17 protein-coding genes and 1 pseudogene are annotated in these 20,123 nt (G+C 71.3%); 11 read left to right on the top strand and 7 right to left on the bottom strand.

The genetic code is table 11. The features are described 5' to 3' along the window. Positions 1–3 precede the first annotated feature (3 nt). A complete protein-coding gene (locus ORI94_RS16260; protein WP_266075904.1) occupies positions 4–552 on the bottom strand; it encodes a TetR/AcrR family transcriptional regulator in 549 nt (182 codons plus the stop codon). Positions 553–1,750: 1,198 nt separating this feature from the next. Next, positions 1,751–2,122 (bottom strand): hypothetical protein, encoded by a 372-nt coding sequence (locus ORI94_RS16255; protein WP_266075902.1) that lies wholly within the window; start codon positions 2,120–2,122, stop codon positions 1,751–1,753. 566 nt (positions 2,123–2,688) lie between these two features. Here ORI94_RS16255 and ORI94_RS16250 point away from each other — a divergent pair. Both ORI94_RS16250 and ORI94_RS16245 read left to right on the top strand, forming a co-directional pair. Further along, positions 2,689–3,222: a 2'-5' RNA ligase family protein gene (locus ORI94_RS16250; protein ID WP_266075900.1), complete on the top strand. Its 534-nt coding sequence runs from the start codon at positions 2,689–2,691 to the stop codon at positions 3,220–3,222. 936 nt (positions 3,223–4,158) lie between these two features. After that, positions 4,159–5,469 carry an MFS transporter gene (locus ORI94_RS16245; RefSeq protein WP_266075898.1) on the top strand — a complete coding sequence of 437 codons (1,311 nt, stop codon included), beginning with the start codon at positions 4,159–4,161 and terminating at the stop codon, positions 5,467–5,469. Positions 5,470–5,910: 441 nt separating this feature from the next. Here the strand turns inward: ORI94_RS16245 and ORI94_RS16240 are convergent, their stop codons facing one another. From ORI94_RS16240 to tap, 3 genes are all read right to left on the bottom strand, one after another. After that, entirely contained in the window at positions 5,911–6,180 is a 270-nt protein-coding gene (locus ORI94_RS16240) for a hypothetical protein (RefSeq protein WP_266075896.1), read from the bottom strand. A 185-nt stretch (positions 6,181–6,365) separates the two neighbouring features. After that, positions 6,366–6,923 carry a telomere-protecting terminal protein Tpg gene (tpg, locus tag ORI94_RS16235; protein ID WP_266075894.1) on the bottom strand — a complete coding sequence of 186 codons (558 nt, stop codon included), beginning with the start codon at positions 6,921–6,923 and terminating at the stop codon, positions 6,366–6,368. A gap of 3 nt (positions 6,924–6,926) precedes the next feature. Beyond that, positions 6,927–9,056: a telomere-associated protein Tap gene (gene tap / locus ORI94_RS16230; protein ID WP_266075892.1), complete on the bottom strand. Its 2,130-nt coding sequence runs from the start codon at positions 9,054–9,056 to the stop codon at positions 6,927–6,929. Between the two features lie 368 nt (positions 9,057–9,424). Between tap and ORI94_RS16225 the strand changes: the two genes are divergently transcribed. The 3 genes from ORI94_RS16225 (at position 9,425) to ORI94_RS16215 (ending at position 12,003) form a co-directional block, all read left to right on the top strand. Then, the gene (locus ORI94_RS16225) at positions 9,425–9,703 is read left to right on the top strand and encodes a polyprenyl synthetase (RefSeq protein WP_266075890.1); all 279 of its coding nucleotides are present in this window, start codon (positions 9,425–9,427) and stop codon (positions 9,701–9,703) included. Next, entirely contained in the window at positions 9,693–10,748 is a 1,056-nt protein-coding gene (locus ORI94_RS16220; RefSeq protein WP_266075888.1) for a polyprenyl synthetase family protein, read from the top strand. The genes ORI94_RS16225 and ORI94_RS16220 overlap by 11 nt, the downstream gene beginning before the upstream one ends. Positions 10,749–10,842: 94 nt before the next feature. After that, complete coding sequence (locus ORI94_RS16215; RefSeq protein WP_266075886.1) at positions 10,843–12,003, top strand: oxygenase MpaB family protein; 1,161 nt, start codon at positions 10,843–10,845, stop codon at positions 12,001–12,003. Between the two features lie 353 nt (positions 12,004–12,356). Here ORI94_RS16215 and ORI94_RS16210 read toward each other — a convergent pair whose 3' ends face one another. Both ORI94_RS16210 and ORI94_RS16205 read right to left on the bottom strand, forming a co-directional pair. Then, positions 12,357–13,184, bottom strand: a complete 828-nt coding sequence (locus tag ORI94_RS16210) for a restriction endonuclease (protein WP_266075885.1) — start codon at positions 13,182–13,184, stop codon at positions 12,357–12,359. Between the two features lie 168 nt (positions 13,185–13,352). Continuing rightward, the gene (locus ORI94_RS16205; RefSeq protein ID WP_266075883.1) at positions 13,353–13,760 is read right to left on the bottom strand and encodes a DUF664 domain-containing protein; all 408 of its coding nucleotides are present in this window, start codon (positions 13,758–13,760) and stop codon (positions 13,353–13,355) included. A gap of 431 nt (positions 13,761–14,191) precedes the next feature. On the opposite strand from ORI94_RS16205, the gene ORI94_RS16200 reads away from it, so the two are divergent. The 6 genes and pseudogenes from ORI94_RS16200 (at position 14,192) to ORI94_RS16175 (ending at position 19,957) form a co-directional block, all read left to right on the top strand. After that, positions 14,192–15,118, top strand: coding sequence for a GNAT family N-acetyltransferase (locus tag ORI94_RS16200; protein WP_266075881.1), 927 nt, complete (start codon positions 14,192–14,194; stop codon positions 15,116–15,118). Between the two features lie 818 nt (positions 15,119–15,936). Next, complete coding sequence (locus ORI94_RS16195) at positions 15,937–16,836, top strand: NAD-dependent protein deacetylase (RefSeq protein WP_266075879.1); 900 nt, start codon at positions 15,937–15,939, stop codon at positions 16,834–16,836. Between the two features lie 136 nt (positions 16,837–16,972). After that, a pseudogene (locus tag ORI94_RS16190) lies at positions 16,973–17,215 on the top strand (response regulator); the annotation flags it as partial. A gap of 792 nt (positions 17,216–18,007) precedes the next feature. Next, on the top strand, positions 18,008–18,430 hold the full coding sequence (locus tag ORI94_RS16185) for a DUF6003 family protein (protein ID WP_266075877.1): 423 nt from the start codon (positions 18,008–18,010) through the stop codon (positions 18,428–18,430). A gap of 238 nt (positions 18,431–18,668) precedes the next feature. Further along, positions 18,669–19,523 carry a hypothetical protein gene (locus tag ORI94_RS16180; RefSeq protein ID WP_266075875.1) on the top strand — a complete coding sequence of 285 codons (855 nt, stop codon included), beginning with the start codon at positions 18,669–18,671 and terminating at the stop codon, positions 19,521–19,523. 26 nt (positions 19,524–19,549) lie between these two features. Further along, positions 19,550–19,957 (top strand): DUF4190 domain-containing protein, encoded by a 408-nt coding sequence (locus ORI94_RS16175; RefSeq protein WP_266075873.1) that lies wholly within the window; start codon positions 19,550–19,552, stop codon positions 19,955–19,957. Positions 19,958–20,123: the final 166 nt, after the last annotated feature.

Genomic DNA, 20,123 nt, shown 5'->3' with positions numbered 1-20,123 from the left:
GGGTCAACTGAGGGTGTGGTCAAGCGTCCGCAGCGCGCTGCGGATCATTTCGGCGCGCAGCACCTCGTCCGGCGCCACCTCGTCATCGGTGGCACTGGTGATGAAGACGGCGCCCAGCACCATCCACGCCGCCACCCGCGCCGGTGCCTGCTGCGAGCGGCCGGCCAGTGCGTCCAGCAGCCCGTCCGCCAGCTCCATGACGTTGAGGTCCTGGTGGCAGGACATCTCGGCGATGTCCTCGAAGAGAAGCCGGATCTCGCGGCGGAACCGCAGCGTCAGGTCCACGTACCCGACGACGGTCTCCTCCACCAGCCGGCCGCCCTCCAGCCCGGCCACGCGGTCGAGCAGCGTGGCGAGGGCGTCCTGGGCCGGGGTCAGCAGCTCGGTGAGGATCTTTTCCTTGCCGGCGAAGTGGTAGAGGAGCGACGCCTTCGAGCAGCCCGCGTCGGAGGCGATGTCCTGCAACGAGGTGCCGCGGAAGCCGTGTACGGCGAACAGCCGCAGTGCCGACTCCAGGATCTGGCCGCGCATGGCGGAGGTGGAGCGTGCCATGCCCCCACCATAACTGTCCGATCGGTCAGAACTGACCGATCGGACAGCGCGCCGCTGTGGCTTGCATCACTCTTCCTGCCCGGGGCTTGTACGGGGCGCACGCGACCGACTTCACCGGCTCGCGCACGGAAGCGCCGTCCCCTGGAGAGTGCGGCGCTGCGGGGCGTCTCGTCACGTCGGCACCAGCGGGCCGGTACCGCCGTGGGCAGCGTCTGGCGGCAGCGCAGGCGGAAGCAGCGATGCGGTGTCCTGGTCCACACCGTCGAGAAGGCACGCCAGAAACCGCGCACGAACGACTGTGCGCTGTCCCTGGCCTACACCTCCTACCGTCCCTACGTGGCCTCCGACTCGGCCGACCGTGTCTGGCACCACGACCTGCTCCCTGCCCGCTGCACCCTCGCCAACGGCGTCACCGTCACCGACGAGAACCACAAGCACACCAGCATCTGGATCCAGGTCACGCACAGCGGAAGACACCTCCGGCTCCCCCAAAATCCGCGTCCACCCCGACCGCCTGAACCAGCCCACCACCGTCCTGCCCACATGCGCCCCAGCGGATGGCGGGGGCTGGGACGGGGGATTCCCGTCCGAGCCTCACCACCGGGCCATCTGTTACAGGTTGAACTCCACGGGTTCAGCGGGCGGGGAGCCACCGGGTCGGGCCGCGGGGCCGGACGGGGGGGCGACGTGTACCCCGCCGTCCGCGCCCAGCGGCTGAGCACTGGAGGGGCCCTTGCCGCGGGAGAACAGTCGCGCGGAAGCAGGCGGCTCGGCCGGATCTCGTGCAGGTGCACCACCAGGTCCGCCGATCTCAGCAGGTCGACCTGATCGCCGGGCGGAGGGAAGCCGGTGCCGATCTCCCGTTTGGGCCGGGGGCGTTCAGCCAGGTAGGGCCGAGAGATCCCCCGTGGCCATCCCCCTCCGGCCCGCGCCCCGGCCCGGGACGTCACAGATTCCTCCCGGCACAATCGAACTGCTGGAAGGGATGGATGAAGAACGGCCTCACGCCAGGCGGTCTCGTCGGGATGCTCAGCGGGCAGACCTCCGCATGCGGACCTGCGCGCGACGCCTGCTCGCCGGGGAGGCCTTTGTCGTCCGGGACGGCCTCGTCCCCGCCGACCGGCTCGCGGACACCTGCCGAGCACGGTTTTGTCGCACCTTCAAGCGCGGCCGGCCGGCGGACCGCCGTAGCCGGAGGTCAGTCCGCGTACACGGCGATCAGGCATAGAGCAGCGAACAGTACGACGGACGAGCCGAGCAGCGTCAGCACTGCCGGGACCGCCGCCGTCAGCCGCTCCCTGCCCTTGTGCCGGCCCGAGCGGAACACCACGCGTGCCAGGACGAGCGGCAGCGCCACGAGGGCGAGGAGGATCACCGGCATCAAGAGCCTGCTGAACGTGGTGGTGCCGGTGTCGGTGACCAGGTGCCAGGCGGTTGCGCAGAAGACGAATGCGGGGCCGGCCAGCAGGCCGAACGAGAGGGCCGACGCCACGGCGACGGTCAGTCCTTCGGTCAGCCGCTCGGCACGCGCACGCTCCCGGCGCACTTGCGCTGTCCCGCTGTCCCCCATGCCCGTCCCCTCCCTCAGGTGCCGCAGATCGGTGTCGCCGGCGCTCCGGTCAAGCCGCTCGGCCTGTGGCCGACAGAACCACCGGACGACCGGACGACAGCGCCGGGGCCGGGGCCGGGGACACGATGATCTCACGGGTCCACCGGCCCGGCGGCGTCCTCTGCGCCTTTGCACGGTCCGCGTTCCGCTCGGCCTGCGCCCGTTCTGCGGTCGGCCTAACATCCGCTGGTACCAGGCGTCGAGGCGGCGGCCGTTGTCGTAGCGCACCCACGCCTCGATCAGGCGCTGAAACGAGGGGAGCAAAGCATGGCGGCACCTGCGGAAGATCCACTCGGCGGGGCGGTGGACAGGGGGCAGGCGTCTGTTCCGGCGTGGCGCCCGGTGATGGCTGTGGCGGACGCTGTGCGACGGCATGAGCTGCAGCGGCGCGAGGGAGGACCTGCCTCGCGGGCAGGCGTCGAGCGCGGCCACTACGGTGACGCATCTCCTTTCACCGGATCCCTCTGTGGCTTTGATGGCGGATGCGGCTGTCCGGGGCGCCTGGCGCGGCTCATTGGAGCGAAGCGGTGAACACGGTCGAGTTGCTTCTCGACCCGGAGACGGAGCGCAGGGTCCGGCAGGTCTGGGAGCATCTGGCCGCGCGAGGAGAGCCCAGCCAGAAGCACCACGGTCATCCGACGAACCGGCCCCATCTGACACTGGCAGCGGTCGGCTCCCTGGCCGCGGCAGCGGAGGAGGAGCTACGGGGGCGGTTGAGCGGCCTGGACTGCCCCGCCGTCCTCGACGGGCTCGTTCGCTTCTCCGGCCGCACGCACGTGCTCGCCTGGCGCGTCCGGCGCGTTCCCGAACTCCTCGCCGTGCACGCCGCCGTCCACGACGCGCTCCTCGCCACGGGATGCGAGCCGGACCATCCCCTGCTCCTACCGGAGGCCTGGCAGCCGCACATCACCCTCGGCCGCAGCCGTCAACCGGCGTGGAACGTGCCGGACGGCCGGCTTCTGCCACCCGGCCTGCACGACGGGCCCGTGCGCGGCCGCTTCGTCACCGCACGCATCTACGACTCGCGCACCCGCACCGTCACTTCGTTCCCGCCCGAGTGAAAACCGTCGGAGACCGCAACCACGGAGGCGTGACATGCCCAAAGGCAGGAAGCGCAGTGCGTGCGGCATCGCTCGGGATGCGCCCGCGGTCACCGCGGTGTCCCTTTTCGTCAAGGCCGAGGAAGACGCCCACGGCGCCCATGGCGGACACCCCGTTCTCCCGGACAGTGCCGTGTTCCGGTGTGCGGGGGCGTGCGGGAAGGCAGTCGTCCCGGGCCCTGGGAGTCAGGACCCCGTTTCCCGCCGTCAAGGACGGCCGGGGGTGGGTGACGCCGGCGGAACCGGAGGGAACGAGTTCTGCGTCGGGCGCGGCGCCGCCGGGCCCCGGCCTCCACTCTGCAGCCGGTCTTGCCGACCGGAAGGAGCGGAGTCCAGGACAGTGCCGTGCACCGGCTGTCGCCACCGCGCATCCAGTCTCCGATGACCTCGGCCACCGGCTCGGGCCCGACGATGTCCCCCCCTGCCCCGGCACAGGAGATGGCGCCCTCGTTCCCGGAGGTCGTCCGAGGGCGGGGCAGGTGCCGCACGGGACGGCGCTGGACGGGGTTGTGCGACCTGCGGGGTCGTCTCAGCGTTCGGTGTCTCGGGACGATCTGTACGCCATGGTCCGCTGGGAGAGCTGCAAGGGGCGCCTCGTCCAGGGCTGTGGGAGGTTCCACCGGGGCGGAACAAAGTCCGGCCGCCCGTCTCGAACCCTCGTCGCCTTTCGCGTCGAACCACCGGGCGCTAGTGTCCGGGTGCAGCGAGTTGGCCCACGAGGAGTCGCAGACATGGTCGGTCGTCCGAGCGCGCGTTGACGTTGTAGGCCGTGATCGGCCTGTCATCGCGTGCTGCCCTTGATGTTGCGGCACAGCGAGCCTTCCCCTGCCTGAATCGCAGGCGCACCTGGTGTGCGCCGGATGACGGGCCTCGTCGTCGGCAATCCAAGGGATCTTCATGCCGTCCGCTGCCTCCGCTGCATCCGATTCCAGTCGCCCTGTTCCGCCTGTTCCGCCGAGTCTGTGGCGGGATCGCGACTTCCGCAGACTCTGGGTGGGTCAGACGGTCTCCCAGCTGGGCGAACACACCACTCTGATCGTTCTCCCGCTCTTCGTCGTCCTGACGCTCAACGCCGGCGCCGGCGAGTTGGGCGTCCTGCGCGCGGTGGGCCAGGCGCCGATCCTGTTGTTCTCGCTCTTCGCCGGCGCGTGGGTGGACCGGTGGCGGACCCGCATGGTGATGGTGGTGACGGACGCCGGCCGGACCCTGATACTGGGCGCCGCCGCCGCGGCAGGTCTCCTCGGCTGGCTCGGTCTGCCCGCGCTGCTCGTGGTCGCCTTCGCCGTCGGGACGCTGTCCGTGTTCTTCGACGTGGCCTATCAGGCGTCCCTCGTACGGCTGGTGGAACGCGGTCAGTTGCTGCAGGGCAACAGCGCGCTCGAGGGCAGCCGGTCCGCGGCGCAGATCGGCGGGCCCGCCCTCGGCGGTGCGCTGGTGTCACTGCTGTCGGCGCCGATCGCTGCCGCCTCCAGCGCGGTGTTCTTCGCGCTGTCGTTCCTGTCGGTCCGGCGGATCCGCCGGACCGAATCGATCCCGGGACGTCCGGAACACTCGGAACACCCCCCTCGGGTATGGCGACGGATCCACGAGGGCCTCCGCTTCGTCGTCGGCGACACCTCGCTGCGCACCGTGTGCCTCGCCTCGGCCGCCTTCCAGTTCTCCTTCGCGGCCATGATGACCGTCTATCTGCTCTTCCTGCCGCGGGAACTCCACTTGTCCGGCACCACCGTCGGGCTGGCGCTTGCGGCGACGGGGCCGGGCGCGCTGCTGGGCTCGGTGCTGGCCGCCCGCCTGCCGAGCCGGTTCGGTCACGGCACGGTGCTCGTGTCCGCGGCGGCACTCGGCGACGGCGTGTTCCTGTGTGTGCCCGCGCTGCACGGCTCCTCGGTGGTGACGGTTTCCGCGCTCCTGGCGATCAGCTTCGTGTTCGGGACCGCTGGCCAGTTGGTGAATGTCACGGTCATGGCGGTGCGGCAGGCCGCCACTCCGGACGGGTTGCAGGGCCGCGCGGCCGCGACGGTCACGTTTGTCGGCATGGGGATGGCCCCGCTCGGCTCCCTGCTCGGCGGGTTTCTCGCGATGGAGTGGGGCTTGCGCACCAGCCTCCTGGTGACGGCCGCAGGCATGATGGCGTCCCCGGTGGTGATGGCTTTGTCCCCGGTCGCCCGCCTTGGACGGACGCTTCCGGGCGTGCCGGACGCCCGCTGACGACTGGTCGCTCCGAGGCCCACGGGTCCGGCTGCTGCCCTTCAGACGGCGTCGGGTGACATCGAAACTCGGCACTGACCACGGATACGGGACTGCCGCGGCTCTCGAAGCCGTCGTGGAAGGAAGGTGCTTGAGCGCGGTCACGCGCATCGCCGCCCCGCTGGGAGGGGTGGCCCGCCAGCCGCCGAGGACCGCTGGGAGGCGCCCCGGCATCACCTCGCTCAGGCGGGAAGCGCCGAGGGATCCTGCAGCGTGGCGATGACGGCCCTGACCCTGCTGCTGAAGGCCCCGAAGATACCGGTGAGCTTCATCGGCCCACCGCGAGCCGGTGTCGGATCGCCGCGCCGCGGACGGGAGTAGGGTACTCGCGCAGTACACGGGCCGCGACCGCCTGCCGAGAGGCGGGGTGCGCAGTCGCGAGGATCACTTGTGGTCAGCCCCTCATCGCTGCGGCCCGTGACCTTCGGTAGAGCGCGCGGATTCCTGACGGGGCGTCATCATGCCATGTGCGCCCCCTCGGTGCGTCGTCCACTCCGGCTCGGAGGCCGTCACGGTGCCGAGGACGGTCACCGTTGAGCCGTCCAGGTCCAGGCGTTGGAGAGGGACCGGCCGGCGGCCCTGGAACGAGACCTTGAGCAGGGAGATCTCTTCGCCGACAAGGACATCGGGGAAGCCGCCCACGCCCTCGACGAGCAGGCGCGGCGTCTTCACACCGCTGCCGAACGTGGCCTGCCCCCCCGAGGAGAACCGGCTCGTCCTGCGTTCACGCGGGGGATCAGCACAGAACGACTTCGTCCTCGTCGCGCGGCGTCGGCTCTCGCTTGCCGGAGAACCGCTGCAGCGTTTCTCCGGGCGACCCGGCCCGGACCTCATGTACTGCCTCTGGATCCGAGAATTCAGTAGTCCAGGTCCACATAGTCGATGTCGTTGATTTCGACCTCCGAAAGCCCCCTGGCGCGTCCTCCGCCGTCCTGGAAATAGACGTCCTTGAACCCTTCGGCGATGATCCCGCGCATCTCCTGGTCGCCGGCCCCGGCGGCGTGGGCGTCGAAGAGTCGCTGCGCGTACGCCGGAGGAAGGTGCACGCTGAGTCGCCGGAACCGTCCGTCGTCGGTCGTGCCCACCGGCGCGGTGTACCCGAAGCGGGCCCTCGTCTCCACCGTGATCCCGCCCGTGGCGGCGGCCTGCCGCTGCCGACGCTTGCGCACCTGGGGCTGCCACCGCTGCCGTACCGCGTCGTCGATCTTCGCTGCGACGTCGGCGCGGGCGTGCTTGCGCGCGCCGCGCCGGTAGCGGTTCACGGAGTCGGCCGTGACCCCGATCTCCTGCGCGACGGCCTTCGCGCTGCCCATCTGCCTGAGCAGGTAACGGATCTGGCCCTTGAGCGTCTTCGGCGGCTGACGGGTGAAGCCCTCCCGGCCGGCCCGCTCGATGGCGTCCTCGATCTCCCCCACAGGTCACTCCCCTTCGTCCAGGACGGCGTCGCCGCCCTTGATGTGGCGGGCCGGGTTGAGGCCCTGCTCCATCAGGCCGACCGCCCACAGCATCGACTGGACGCCCTCCGGCTTCACCAGGCCCGGCGAGGGCCCGAGGCGAAAACCCCCCGGCTGCGGCTTGCCGGATGCGGCGTACGGCAGGAAGGCGAGCGGGCTCTCCCCCGGCGAGGGGTAGACGACGCAGTCGGACAGCACGGCGAGCGGATACAGGCCCGTCATCGCCGCCATGTTGCGCAGCTTGCGGTGCATGTTGATCCGCGCCTTGGAGATGACGGCGGCGCGGATGTCCGGGCGCCAGGTCGGCCGCTGAAGCGCCGGCCACCGCTCGCCCTCCTTGTAGTGGCGGCCCTGCGGGCGCTCGCGCAGTTTGCCCAGGCCGCCCTTGACCGTGGCCTTGACCGCGGCGAGCACGGCGGTCAGGACCGGGTCGACGTCCTTGTACCGCTCCATCGCCGCGAGGAACTCCGCGTCCGGCAGGTCCCGGGTGACGCCGAGGTCGGCGAGCGTGTCGACGTACGCCGCCCTGAGCCGGTCGTGCCACGGGTCAAGGTACGCGCCGGTCTCCCGACGCAGGTAGGCCTCGATCGGATGCACGTTGCAGCCGAGTTCCTGGGCGTAGGCGACCGTGTGCGTCTGGTACCAGGCAGGGCCGGTCGGACGCTCGCCGTCCGGCGTGAACGGCGACGGCAGGCGCGGGTCCAGCTCGATGTGGGACAGGTCCACCAGCCAGGAGCCGGGGATCTTCGGGTTGAACGTCGGAGCGCTGAAGTGGTCCGGGGCGGACAGGCCGACGACCAGGCGGGCCGCGGCGGCGAGGAACGCGGTGTTCAGGTCCAGGCCGACCGCATACGGCAGCGTGCACTCCTCATCGGTGAGCAGGTCCACCGACCGCACCCACTGGTACGCCTCTTCGTTGAGGAACCCTCCGGTCCAGCCGGACCGGACGACCACGGGGTGCTCGGGAGTGGCCTCCGGGGGCGCCGGGTCCATCGGCTCCGTCCCGAGGCTCCCCGGGTTGCGGCCGGGCACCCAGTTCCCCGTCGCCGGGTCCCGCACGGCCTTCGTGGGCGGGCGCAGCGCCGTCATCAGCTCCAGGCCCGAGACGGCCGTGCTGCCGCGCGGAGTGATGACCCGGGTCGCGTAGAGGCCGAGGACGCGGGCGATGTCGGCCGGTTCCATGTCAGCGACGCCGGGCCAGGACCGCTCGTCGAGGGCGTCCCAGGAGAGGACCGCGAGCTGCACGCACTGCCGCTCCCGCCCCTGGGCCTTGCGGTAGATCCGCGCCCACGGGCCGAACCCGCGCTGCGTGAGCTGCCACTTCGCCTTCGCGACCTGCTTGACCACAGGATGGTCGTCGGGCAGGCGCAGGGAGCGGCGCTGCTCGTGGCCCTCCAGGCGTTCCGGCAGCCCGAGCTTCACGGCGGCCGTGGCGGTGAGCACGATCAGCGGGTCGGAGTCCTTTCCGTAGCGGTTCAGCTTCGTGGCGCCGAGGCCGGACTCCTTGAGGGTCCACTCCACCAGCTCCGGCACGGTGGTCGCCGGGCAGGCGAGCACGATGCCGCCCACGCCGTACGCGGAGCCGTCGCCGTCCAGCACCGCGAGCGGGCCGTGCGGAAAACCCGGGTCGGCGGCGGTCCTCTCGGTCTTCTTCACTGCCGGACGACGCGACGACATCGCAGGGCTGCCGGCCGGGCGCCCCGACGGCCGGGCGGGGCGCCCGGGGGGAGCCTGGGCGGCGGGAGCCTCCACCGACACGGTGGCCTCCGTCTCCGGATCGGGCATGGCCCGGCCGGTGAACGCGACCGGCGTCCCCGGCTGCGGCATGGCGGCCGGGGCAGCGTGGGCGGGGTACTTCGCCGCCCAGCCGTTCAGCAGCCGCTGGTATGCCTCCAGACGCGGCGACTTCGGCTCGGAGCGGCCGTTCTCGTAGTTCTTCACCGTCTGTGTCGTGGTCTTCAGTGCGGTCGCGAGGCGGGCCTGGGTGATCCCGGCGGCCTCGCGGAGCCGGGCACGTTCCGCCGGGGGCGGGAGCTGCGGCTCCTCCTCCAGCAGCGCGTCCACTGACTCGAACAGCTCTTCCTCGGTGGCCATGCGGGCCTCCCTTCGCCTCTAACCCTAGCAGCCCTTACCCCGTTATTTAGCCTATACATTTACCCGATTAAATTTTCCGTCGGGTGGGGGGCGGCCTCGGGCGGGGCCCGCAGGTACCCCGTGCCAGTAAAGGCTGGTCCTCGCCGCGGAAGCTCGACGATCGGCGAGTTCGTGCCATCGGAATTCGAGTGGTACGGAAGTGCGGGTGCGGGTGCGGGCGTGGGGCTGCAGGCAGTGGTAATCCGCACAGCCAAGCGATGTGATCACTCGATCGTGAGTTGTGGCGCTCTCGCGCCCGGTCCGCCCCGATGCTCGGAAGGACGGCGCGTGACCGGCGACGCCGGCATGTCCTGTGGGTGAGGGAGACCATGACGCGAGAAGTGGGACGGCGGGACGGCCTGGACGGGCAGACGGTGCTGTTGATGGCCGGGTTGGCCGACCTTGCGGTGAGCACGCTGGGTTCTGCCCTGGGGGCGGTGCGGGGCCTGTTGCGCCGCTCGGACACCGCAGAGCTCGCGGCGGAGGCCGAGAACGAGCTGGTGGCACGTGGGCGCCTGGCGCTGGACCGGTACGCGGCCCTGCCCCCGGCCCATCTGGAGATCCTCGCCCGTCACGCCCTGGCCCGGAAGGCCGCCGATGACGTATGACGGGTGGGCGCCGGCAGCGTTCAAGACCCGCATCGACGAGGTACTGCACCGGTTCGTCGCACAGGAGGCCGACCGGTTCGCGGCGATCGATCCTCTCCTGGGCCCGGTGGCCGAGCAGTTGGAGGCGGCCGTCGCGGACGGCAAACGGCTGCGGGCGGCGTTCTGCTACTGGGGCTGGCGCGCGGTGGGGCAGCCGGACAGCGACGCGCTGGTGCGGGCAGCGGCCTCCATGGAGCTGGTGCACGCCGCCGTTGTCGTGCACGACGACCTCATCGACGACAGCCCGCTGCGGCACGGGCGCCCCACCGCGCACATCGCCCTGCGTGGTGCCGTACGCCGCCGCCCCCGCGCCGACGCCGCCGCGCGGTCGCTCGCGATGCTGATGGGAGACCTGCTGATGGCGCTGGCCGGGCAGTTGTTCGCCGGCAGCGGCCTGCCTGCCGCATACCTGGCCCGGGCCCGCTCCCTGTGGTCGGTGATGGCCCGCGAGCTGGTCGCCGGCGAGTGCCTGGAAATCCTGAGCACCGGAACCGGTCCGGACACGGCCGCGTCGCTGAAGGTGGTCCGTTACAAGACCGCCAAGTACACCGTTGAGCAGCCCATGCTGATCGGCGGCGCCCTGGCCGGGGCGGGCCCGCGACTGCGCGAGGGCTACTCCGCGTACGGTCTGCCGCTGGGCGAGGCGTTCCAGCTTCGGGACGACCTGCTCGGTCTGTTCGGAGACCCGGAACGCACCGGCAAGGCCAACACCGACGACGTGCGCGGCAACCGGCCCACGGCTCTGCTGGCAGAGACCTGGCGCCTCGCCGGCGACGAGGACCGCGAACGGCTGGGCGCCCTGCTGGGCCGGCGCCGCCCGGACGCGGATGCCCTGGAGGCGGTGCGCGAGGTGACGCGCCGGCTGAAGGCACCCGACCGCATCGAGGACATGATCGGCGCACGCGTCCAGGAGGCACTCGGCGCTCTCGACGAACTGGACGCACCAGCGCACGCCGCGAGCGCCTTGACCGCACTGGCACAGTCCGCCGCGGACCGTCTGTCCTGAACTTTTGCAACCCGGTGGGCACAGCCGCCCGCCGTGCCCGGCCGCCGGCCCTCCCGCCGGTCGTCAACGGTCCCGAGAAACAAGGAACCCTGCCATGACCTACACCGAGGCCTCCATGGACGCCCTACGGCACACCGGCGACGAACTCGCCGACGCCACGGTCGCCGCGCTCTTCGAAAGCGGCCAGGTGGGCACGTTCAACACCCTGATGCGCTACGTCTCCACCGTGGGTGCTCCCCTGCCGGACGGGCTGCCCGACGTCGCCCGGGAGTACCTGGAGTCGACCCGTGTCCCGCCGTCCTGGGTGGACTGGGCGGAAATGGAGAAGGCACGGCTGTTCTTCATCGACAACAACGTGCACATCTCCACCGCGCTGTCCTTCGCCTCGATGCCCGCCTGCTACGTCGTGCCGCACGTGGCGAAACTGCTGTCGGCCACCCACGGACTGAAGTACCCGTCCAAACGGATGGCGGAGACGGGTCAGTTCACCGTCTACCTGATGCAGCCCGACGCCTTCGAGGCCGGCAGCCGCTTCATCCCTGCCGCCCAGAAGGTCCGCCTCCTGCATGCCTCCATCCGCCACCACCTCAAGCGCGCGAACCAGTGGGACGCCACCGCGCTGGGAACGCCGATCTGCCAGGAGGACATGGTCGGCGGGCAGATGTTCTTTTCTCTGCTCGTCCTGGACAGTCTGAACCGCCTCGGCATCCACATGTCACAGGAAGGCGCCGAAGCCTACTACTACGCCTGGCGGGTGGTCGGCGCCATGCTCGGCGTCGACCAGGACGCCGTCCCCAAGACCCTGGAGGAGGCCCGCGCCTTCCTCGACCTGTACATGATCCGGCACATGGGACCCTCCGAGGAGGGCGCACACCTGACCCGGCAACTCATCGACCTCTACGAGGAAGTGGCGCCCGGCGCCTTCTTCGACCCGATCGTCTCCGCTCTCATCCGCTACCTCGTCGGCGACACCTGCGCCGACTGGCTCCACGTGCCGCAGACCCCGTGGGACACCGTCGTCAAGGCCCTGCCCCACCTCCTCGGCGTTCTCGAAAGCATCGAAGACCGCTCCCCGCTCGGCGCCTGGGCCCTGGACCGTCTCGGTCACCTCACCACCGTCTTCGAGCTGTCCTCCCTCACTCGGGGACGCGTCATGCACTACGCCATCCCCGAACAGCTCAAGAAGGACTACGACATCTCCAGCACGGTGCCCCGCACCCACCGATGGACTCCGCCGGCCGCCACGGTGTCCTGATCACCCAGCACTCAAACCTCGGTGGCACACACGTGAAGTTCGGCGACACGGGACAGCACGCCCTGACTCACAGCTCCGTGTGCCGTCTCCGAGGAACTGGCCCCCCTCTCAGACGACCTGGCCCGGTTCGCCTCCTGCCTCAGGTGGCCTGGTCGTCCCTTGCCGACGAATCCCGAGCGGGGTCACCGGAGCAACGTGGAAGTGTGCCGGCCTTCTGGGCCGATGCAGAACACGGTCGAGCGCCGACCGGCCCGCGGGTCCCCAGGTGGCCCAGCCCCGGGAGGACCCAGGTCCCCTGCTCGGCCGGTACTGATGAGCCTCCCACAGCGCGCGGCCGCCCGTCCTCACCCGCCTCACCCGGTCACGAACTCCGGCTCCCACGGCCGCGGCCCCACGCCGTGCTGCCAGCGCAGGAGTTCTTGACCGTCCATGCACACGATGCCGCACTGCTCGGCGTACTCGATCGCGGGAGCGGTGAAGTCGCTGGTGGTGACCACGACGGCGACATCGGCCCCGTGAACGGTGAAGCACGTGCCGCCGAACCGCTGCATGTCCTGGGAACCGACCCGGTTGGCGTCGCAGTAACGCTTGCACTGGACGACGACCAGGCGCCCGTCCGGCGTCCTCGCCAAGACGTCGGCGCCCAGGTCGCCGGCCCCGCCCACGACGTCCACGTCGAGGCAGCCGTCGCGTCGGCACAGCTCGGCTATCGCCTGCTCGAACTCGGCGGGGTCCAGCTCCTCGTAGCCGACCTCCCCGGGGTCCGCGGACACCCCGCTCACGGGCTCGGGGAGCGGGATGGTCCGTTCCGCGTCGAGGCGTCCGCCGCAGGGACCGGTCCGTGCTGGTACGGGGTCGGCGGCAGGAGTCGGTGGAGCGGTGTCGAGGGCTTCGACGGCCGTGCTCGTGGCCTCGTCCAGGGCTTCCGCTGCGTGGCGCGCGAGCCTCGCTGCCGATATCCGGCGCCTTCTGCGGCAGGCGGCCACGACACCGCCGACACCCACGAGGACGAGCGCGACAGCCCAGGCAGGACGGCGTTCGGCGGCGGCCGCCGCAGTACGGACAGCCGTGCCCACCAACACCAGGACGACGGCGAGAAGGACGAAGTACAAAGCCGTCGACCGCAGTTCGAACCGGCGGGAGCGGCGCACGGAACGCGAAGCACGTGCGGGTGCAGCCATGGTGTTACTTCCCCTCCAAGGGCGACAGCGAAGATCAAGGCGCGTCTGCCCAGGTACGGAGGGTTCTATCGAGCCGGTGCGATCACCCGTGCCGCCGGGCATCCGACCGACTTGAATGTCCAGAGGGCCGCCCTGCATGGTTTTGTCGACGGAATCCGGCACCACTTGTCACGCAGTGTCCTTGGGCAATGAGGCCGGTCGGCCACGAGTCGGCGACCTGGGCGGACTTGACCGGTGGACGCGCGGGGCCGTTGGCGGAGCGGTGATGACACTGGTCGAATGGTGATCCCCGGTGAAACCGTCGACGGACTCGCGCGGCATGCCCGCCCGTCTCGCGTGCCGAGCGACTTCCTCGAGCATGTGCACCAGTGCCCGGCGCAGCGAAACGGTGACGCCGTCGAAGAACGTGAATGCGTTGCCGGCGGCGTCACCGTCGAGGCTCTCGACCGCTTCGTCCGGGCCCGGGAGACAGTGCTGGACGGCACGCCTCAACAAGCGGCGTACGGCATCAGTGGTCACGACGCCTTCACCGTCGGCCCGACCTGCGGGGGCAGCCGTCTCGATCGCCGAGACCATCGCGACACCCTACGGCGGCCGAGGCGAACCGCTGTCCCACCGCACCGGCCCGCTCCGCACACTGCGTGTAGCGGGAGGGGGACCGCACCCGTCGACGGTGGGCGGCCGGACAGCAACTGACCTGCGGGTGTCGCCGACGGGCGGGGGCGTTCTTCACTGACGCGCTGCACGTCGGCCGAGGACCCTCGCCGGTTCACCAGGCCCGACCCACGTCTTCCGGTTTCCTGTTCGGCCCCGGCGGCCCACCTGACCCGCTGATCCCGGTTCGTTCCCGGGACAGCAGGACGGCCGTTGCCCACGGAGCACCCGGCGTGCCCCGCCCGCTGACACCCCGCGGTCCGCAGGGCCGGGTGGCCGCGCCCTCCCCGGATGCGGTCGCCAGCCGGAAAAGCCGTTGCGGCCCGCGCGCCTTCCCCGGACCCTTGGTTGTCATGCACTACTCCCTGCGGCCCGCCGCGCTCACGGACGCGCCCGCCGTCACCGAACTGCTCAACAAGGTCGACGAGATCGAGATCGGCCGGCCCGAGACCGACCTGCACACGGTCCAGGCCGACCTGAAACATCCCGAGACCGATCTGGAGCGCGACTCGTGGCTCGTGTGGGACGGGGACGAGTTGGTGGCCTACGGGCTGCTGTGGGACGAGTCCGGCGGCGACCGCATCGACATCGACCACTACGTGCTGCCCGACCATCAGCGGTCCGGCGCGCACCTGCTGGAGGTGATGGAGGCCAGAGCGCTGGAGAAGGCAGGGGAGAACGGCGCCGAGCGAGCCGTGGTCCACCTCCACCTCAACGTGGCGCCCACCCTCGACACGCAGCTGCTCCTGACACGAGGCTGGCAGGTGGTACGGCGATATCACGTGAAGCACCGACCGCTGGACCCCGCGCTGGACGTGGTGCCCGAGGTACCCGCCGGTGTGCGGATACGGGACTGCGGCGCCGAGGAGGACCGGGCCCGCGTCCACGCACTCCACCAGGCGTCCTTCGCCGACCACTTCGACTTCCAGCCGCGCACGTACGACCAGTGGCTGCACGACATCGACGCCGACGCGCTGGACTGGTCCCTGGTGTGGATCGTCTCCACCGACGAGCTGGGGGACGCCGGGTTCCTGCTGGCGCGCAACGACCGGGAGGCCATGGGGTGGATCCCCAGCCTCGGCGTGCTGTCCGGGGCCCGCGGCCTGGGCCTCGGCGGTTTCCTGCTCCGGCACGCCTTCGCGGCCTTCGCGGCACGGGGTCGGGACACCATCGGGCTCGGGGTGGACACCGCGAACACCACCGGGGCTCCCCGGTTGTACGACCGCCACGGGATGACGACCCATTTCGCCGTCGACACCTGGGAGACCGTCCTGAGCTGAGACCGCTCCCGCCCCCCGCACCCCGCCGGGCCGGCGAGACGTGGGGGACGGCGGGGGACGGCAGGACGTCTGGTCGGAGCTTTGAGGAGGCCTCGTCCGTAGCGGGCCGGGTACGCGGTTCGATGCCGCAACGCGCCCCGTCGCACTCCGGTTCCCGGTGCTGCGGTCCCTCCACGGCGAAGCCCGTGGTGGTGGCCGCCGCGCAGGACGCCGGCTTGTTGGCACGGTGGCCCGCATACAGCCGGAACAGCTCGGCGTCGTCCAGCAAGGCGAAGGCGGTAACCGGGGGGCGACGCGCTTCCCGGGCCGTGGGCCGGCGCTCCGCGGTCTCCTCCGACACCGTGGGCTCGACGGCCTGCCTCTCATACGGGAGGCGCCGTGGCGGTCACGGCGGCGGGACGCGGCGATGCCCGCCCTGTGCGGCGCTTGCACCGGGCGGAGGCGGGGCCACTGCGGATCTTTCCTCCGGTAGCCGGTCGGAGGTCACCCACCAGCCCCTGGAGGTGGTGAAGCCCTTCGGTGCCCTTCACCGACGGTGCGGGGAACGCCGTGACGTCCGGTGCGGAGCCGTCCGCACCGGACGTGTCGTAACGCACGGTGCCGGAGCCCGGACGCGGGCACCGGGACTGCGTCCGGGCTCCGACGCCGTCGACGTCCCTCCGAGATGTCGGCCTCGCCGCTGGCCGGCTCGACGGGAGCGGGCGGGGTCGGCCGGCTTGCGGACCCGGGTGTCCGGTCCGCGGTCGGTCAGCGCGGCCTGCCGGGCTGCGGCCTTCTCCTGCTCCTGGTGACGACCACCTGTTCCGTACCCTGGCGGTATGCGCATGCGCCCCACTCTGAACTGGCTCCCTGCCGACGACCTGTTGCCCGGCACCACGGACCTGGAGCCGGTCGCCGACGCGCTGAGCACCGGTGGTGTGCTGGTACTCAGCGGAGCGGGCATCTCCACGGAGTCGGGCATCCCCGACTACCGGAGCGAGGGCGGGACCCTGAGCCGGCACACTCCGATGACCTACCAGGACTTCACCGCCGACACCCAGGCCCGGCGCCGGTACTGGGCGCGCAGCCACCTCGGCTGGCGCACCTTCGGCCGTGCCCGCCCCAACGCCGGGCACCGGGCCGTGGCCGCGTTCGCGCGGCACGGCCTGCTCACAAGTGTGATCACCCAGAACGTCGACGGCCTGCATCAGAGCGCCGGCAGCGAGGGGGTCGTGGAACTCCACGGAAGCCTGGCCCGGGTCGTCTGCCTTTCCTGTGGCGCCCTCAGCCTGCGCAGCGAACTCGCCCGGCGACTGGAGGAGGCCAATGCGGGCTTCGAGCCGACGGCCGCCGGAATCAACCCGGACGGGGACGCCGATCTCACCGACGAACAGGTCGAGGGCTTCCGTGTGCTGCCCTGCACAGTCTGCGACGGCGTCCTCAAACCGGACGTGGTGTTCTTCGGCGAAGCAGTTCCGCCACGGCGGGTCGAGCACTGTCGCACGCTGGTCCGCGAGGCGGCCTCGCTGCTGGTTCTGGGCTCCTCGCTGACGGTGATGTCCGGGCTCCGGTTCGTCCGCCACGCAGCTCAGGCCGGAAAACCCGTACTGATCGTCAACCGGGACCCCACCCGGGGCGACCGGCACGCCGCCACCCGGGTCGCGCTCCCCCTGGGAACGGCCCTCACCACCCTGGCCGACCGACTGGGCATCCCCGTGGACGACGAGCCGACGGCCTGAGTGAGGCGGTGACGGCTGGGGGAACGTCACGGCCTCATCGAGCAGGTCCCTTGTATCGGCGCAGGGCCGCGGCACCAAGCGCGCCTGCGGGACGGGGGGCGAACCAGGGGTACCGCGGCGCCGGCTCCCCCGCACGGGCAAGGCCGGGGTCAAGCTCACCGGGCAACCGCACCCGGACGTCGTGGTGATGGAGGTACGTATGCCGGTGCTCGGCGGCCTCGAGGCCGCCGGCCTGCTCGCCGGCGCCGGGGGAAGACACCCCGGCAGGGTGCTCGTGGCGACCACGTTCAACCTGGACGAGTATGTCTACGAGGCGCTGCGCGCCGGGGCGAGCGGATTCCTGCCCAAGGACGCAGCGCCGGCCCGACTGCTGCACGGCGACTCGTTTTCGCTCACCGCCGTCGTCACAGTCCTCCACGGGCAGGAGCCGGGCAAGCCGGTCGGTGCGGGTTCGGCGGGCCGTGGCCGTGGATGTCACCGACCGGGTGGTCGTCCGAGCGACCGCCGGCCAGGTGGCTGATCTGTGGGGGCCGGCAGACCTCGTCCTCAACAACGCGGGGGTTCCGCTGATCTCAGCCATGGAGCCAGGCACGGCCGGTCCCGAACCGCCCGACCACGTCACGGGCCCGGACGCCGGCAGCCTGGCGGCCGGGCTGCTTCACGACATCGACTGCCTGGACGGCACCGACAGCGTGGAGACGGACGCGTTCCTCACCTCCCTCCCGCGCCATGTCGGTGTCGGCATCACCGGGCCGACCGTCCTGCTCATGGCACAGGCCGTCCGTCCGGCGCCGGAGGAGAGCGCGACGGGCCCCTGCGTCGCACGTGCGCGTGTTCCGGCTCACCCTGCCTGCTCCGCCTGCCTTTCCGTACTCGTCGAGGGTGCGGCCGGGAAGGTGGCCGGGGTCGGCCGTCGGCAGGACGTGGAGGAGCGGGACCGGTCGGCCCTCTCCGGCAGGAGCGCGATGCGCCGGCGCCGTGCGGGGCCGGCGTCGGCGGCGATCGGCAGGCCCGTGTCCAGCCGGGCTTGTTACGCGCGGTACCGGGAGACCCGGAATCCCGCGCGGCGGGCGTGGATGGCCCGCGACAGGTCGGGAGCGGTCGTGAGACGGTCGATGAGGGGTATAGGGGGTGCCGTCAGGACAAGGACTTCTCCCGTGAGGAACCGAAGATGACCGATGACGCCTACCTCGTTCTGCTGAACGGCACGGCCGTGACGCTCGGCGTGCCCCCCGCGGCCGTCGGGGAACTGGCCTGCATGGAGACCCCCGCGGTCCGGGCATGGCTGCAAGCTCAGGGGGTCACCGCGACGTCCCCAGAGCTACGGCTGGTGCCGCCGGAGGAGACGTCAGCCCTTCCCGACGATGCCGAGCGGCTGCCCGTCCCCCTCGGGGAGGAGGAGTTGAGCCACGTGCGCCGGCATGCCGCGCCGCGCAACGTCGCCCGGCTGGAGGAGGAACTGCTGGCCTACCGTTCCTACTCGGACGGCAGGGACGCACTGCTCGTCCGCGCCCTGGCAGCCGGAGTGCCGGCGCACCGGATCGCGGAACTGACCGGTGAAGACCTGCTCACCGTCAAGGCGTTGGCGCGCTGACACTGTTCCCGCCGGGCCGTGACCGCGACTGGAGGCCGGTCGGCGGCGACGCGCCGCAGGCCGGCGGCCCGCTCTCCGGCCGCCGCGTCCCCGCCGGGGTCCTCGCGTCGGCGGAATCAGTGACGAAACGTCAAAAACAATTCTCCGTAAGTGTTTTCGCTGCAGACCGGGGCAGTCGGGACACCACGCCGGTACCACGATGGGCCGGTACGCGCACACCTGAGAGGAGACACATCACATGGTCAGGCCAGACGGCAGCATCCGGGTGGGCACGGCGACCGTGGCCGGTGTTCTGGCCGGCACGGTGCTGGTCGGTTGCGGCAACGAGGGCGGCTCCCCGGCAGGCAAGGAGACGTCCAGCACCCGGGAGCAGGACACAAAGGCCGTCCGTTCCGCCTATGGCAAGACGGCCGAGCAGGACACCGCGCGGGTGACGCTGCGTGTGCAGACTTCGGCCGACGGCACCTCGATGACGGCGAGCGGCCGGGGGACCGTCGACCTGGAGGACGGTGACAGCGTCATGACCCTCAGCGCGCAGGGCGGGCGCGTCGAACAGCGGGTCGTCGACCAAGTGCTCTACCAGAAGCTTCCCCGGAGTGAGGCCCCGGGCGGCAAGCCGTGGATCAAGATCGATTTACGGAAGGCCGCCGAGCGCCGGGCAGTCGGGGGCCAGTCCGTGAACGATCCTGTCCAAGCAGCGGCGTTCGCCAAGGCGATCGACGGCAGGGACGTCACCCGCGAGGGCACCTCCAAGGTCGGCGAGGTGAACACCACCCACTACCGGGTCGCCGTCGACGTCGCCGAACTCCCCAACGGCGCCACTCTGCGTCGACAACTCGGTCCGACACTGCCGATGGACGTGTGGCTCGACGACGACGGCCGCATCCGACGGCAGCAGATGGACATGACGCTCAAGGCCCCCGCAGAGGAGGCCGCCACGGACCGGGCCTCGTCGCCTCCTCGGCCGGCGAAGGTGCGCACCGTCATGGAGTTCAGCGACTTCGGTACGGACGTGAAGGCGAAGGCACCGCCGTCCCGGCAGGTCACCGACCTGACCCGGAAGGCCCTCGAACACGGCCAGACACCGAACTGATCCGTCTCGTACCGGAGGGAGCGACCATGACATCGGCGCAAGGACACCACGGAGGATGGCAGAGCGGGCCCACCGGTGCGGGTGAGCGCCGTAACGGGTTCGGTATCGCGGCTCTCGTTCTGGGCCTGGTCGGCGCCGTACTGTTCTGGACCGTAATCGGCGGGATCGTGCTCGGCCTGCTGGCGCTGGTCTTCGGAGTGCTCGGACACCGGCGCGAGAAACGCGGTGCGGCCACCAACGGAACGATGTCCGTGATCGGCGCGGTGATCGGCGCGCTCGCCCTCGTCGCCTCCTCGGTGCTCCTGGCGGTGGGCGCGGCCGTGTTCAGCAGCGACGAGTTCAAGAACTACACCGAGTGCGTCGAGCACGCCGACACCGAAGCCGACCGCCGGCAGTGCGCAGAGGACTTCGACCGGGACGTCGACAGCCGGTGAGCCCCGGTGACCGGGGCCGGGACGGCCCTTCCGGGAGGTGCGAACCTTCCCCGACGGCACCGTGCGAGCGCCGGTGAGCACGGGTCGGCCCTCTCGTCCCACTCCCCCACCGGCACGGGGGGCGGGGGCGGGGGCCGCGGCGGGCGGGCCGGGGGGGCGGCGGGGG

It is taken from the genome of Streptomyces sp. NEAU-W12 (genome assembly GCF_026242095.1).
Classification (GTDB): Bacteria; Actinomycetota; Actinomycetes; order Streptomycetales; family Streptomycetaceae; genus Streptomyces.
Note: the sequence above shows the minus strand (reverse complement) of the source record. Positions and strands in the feature narration are given on the sequence as shown.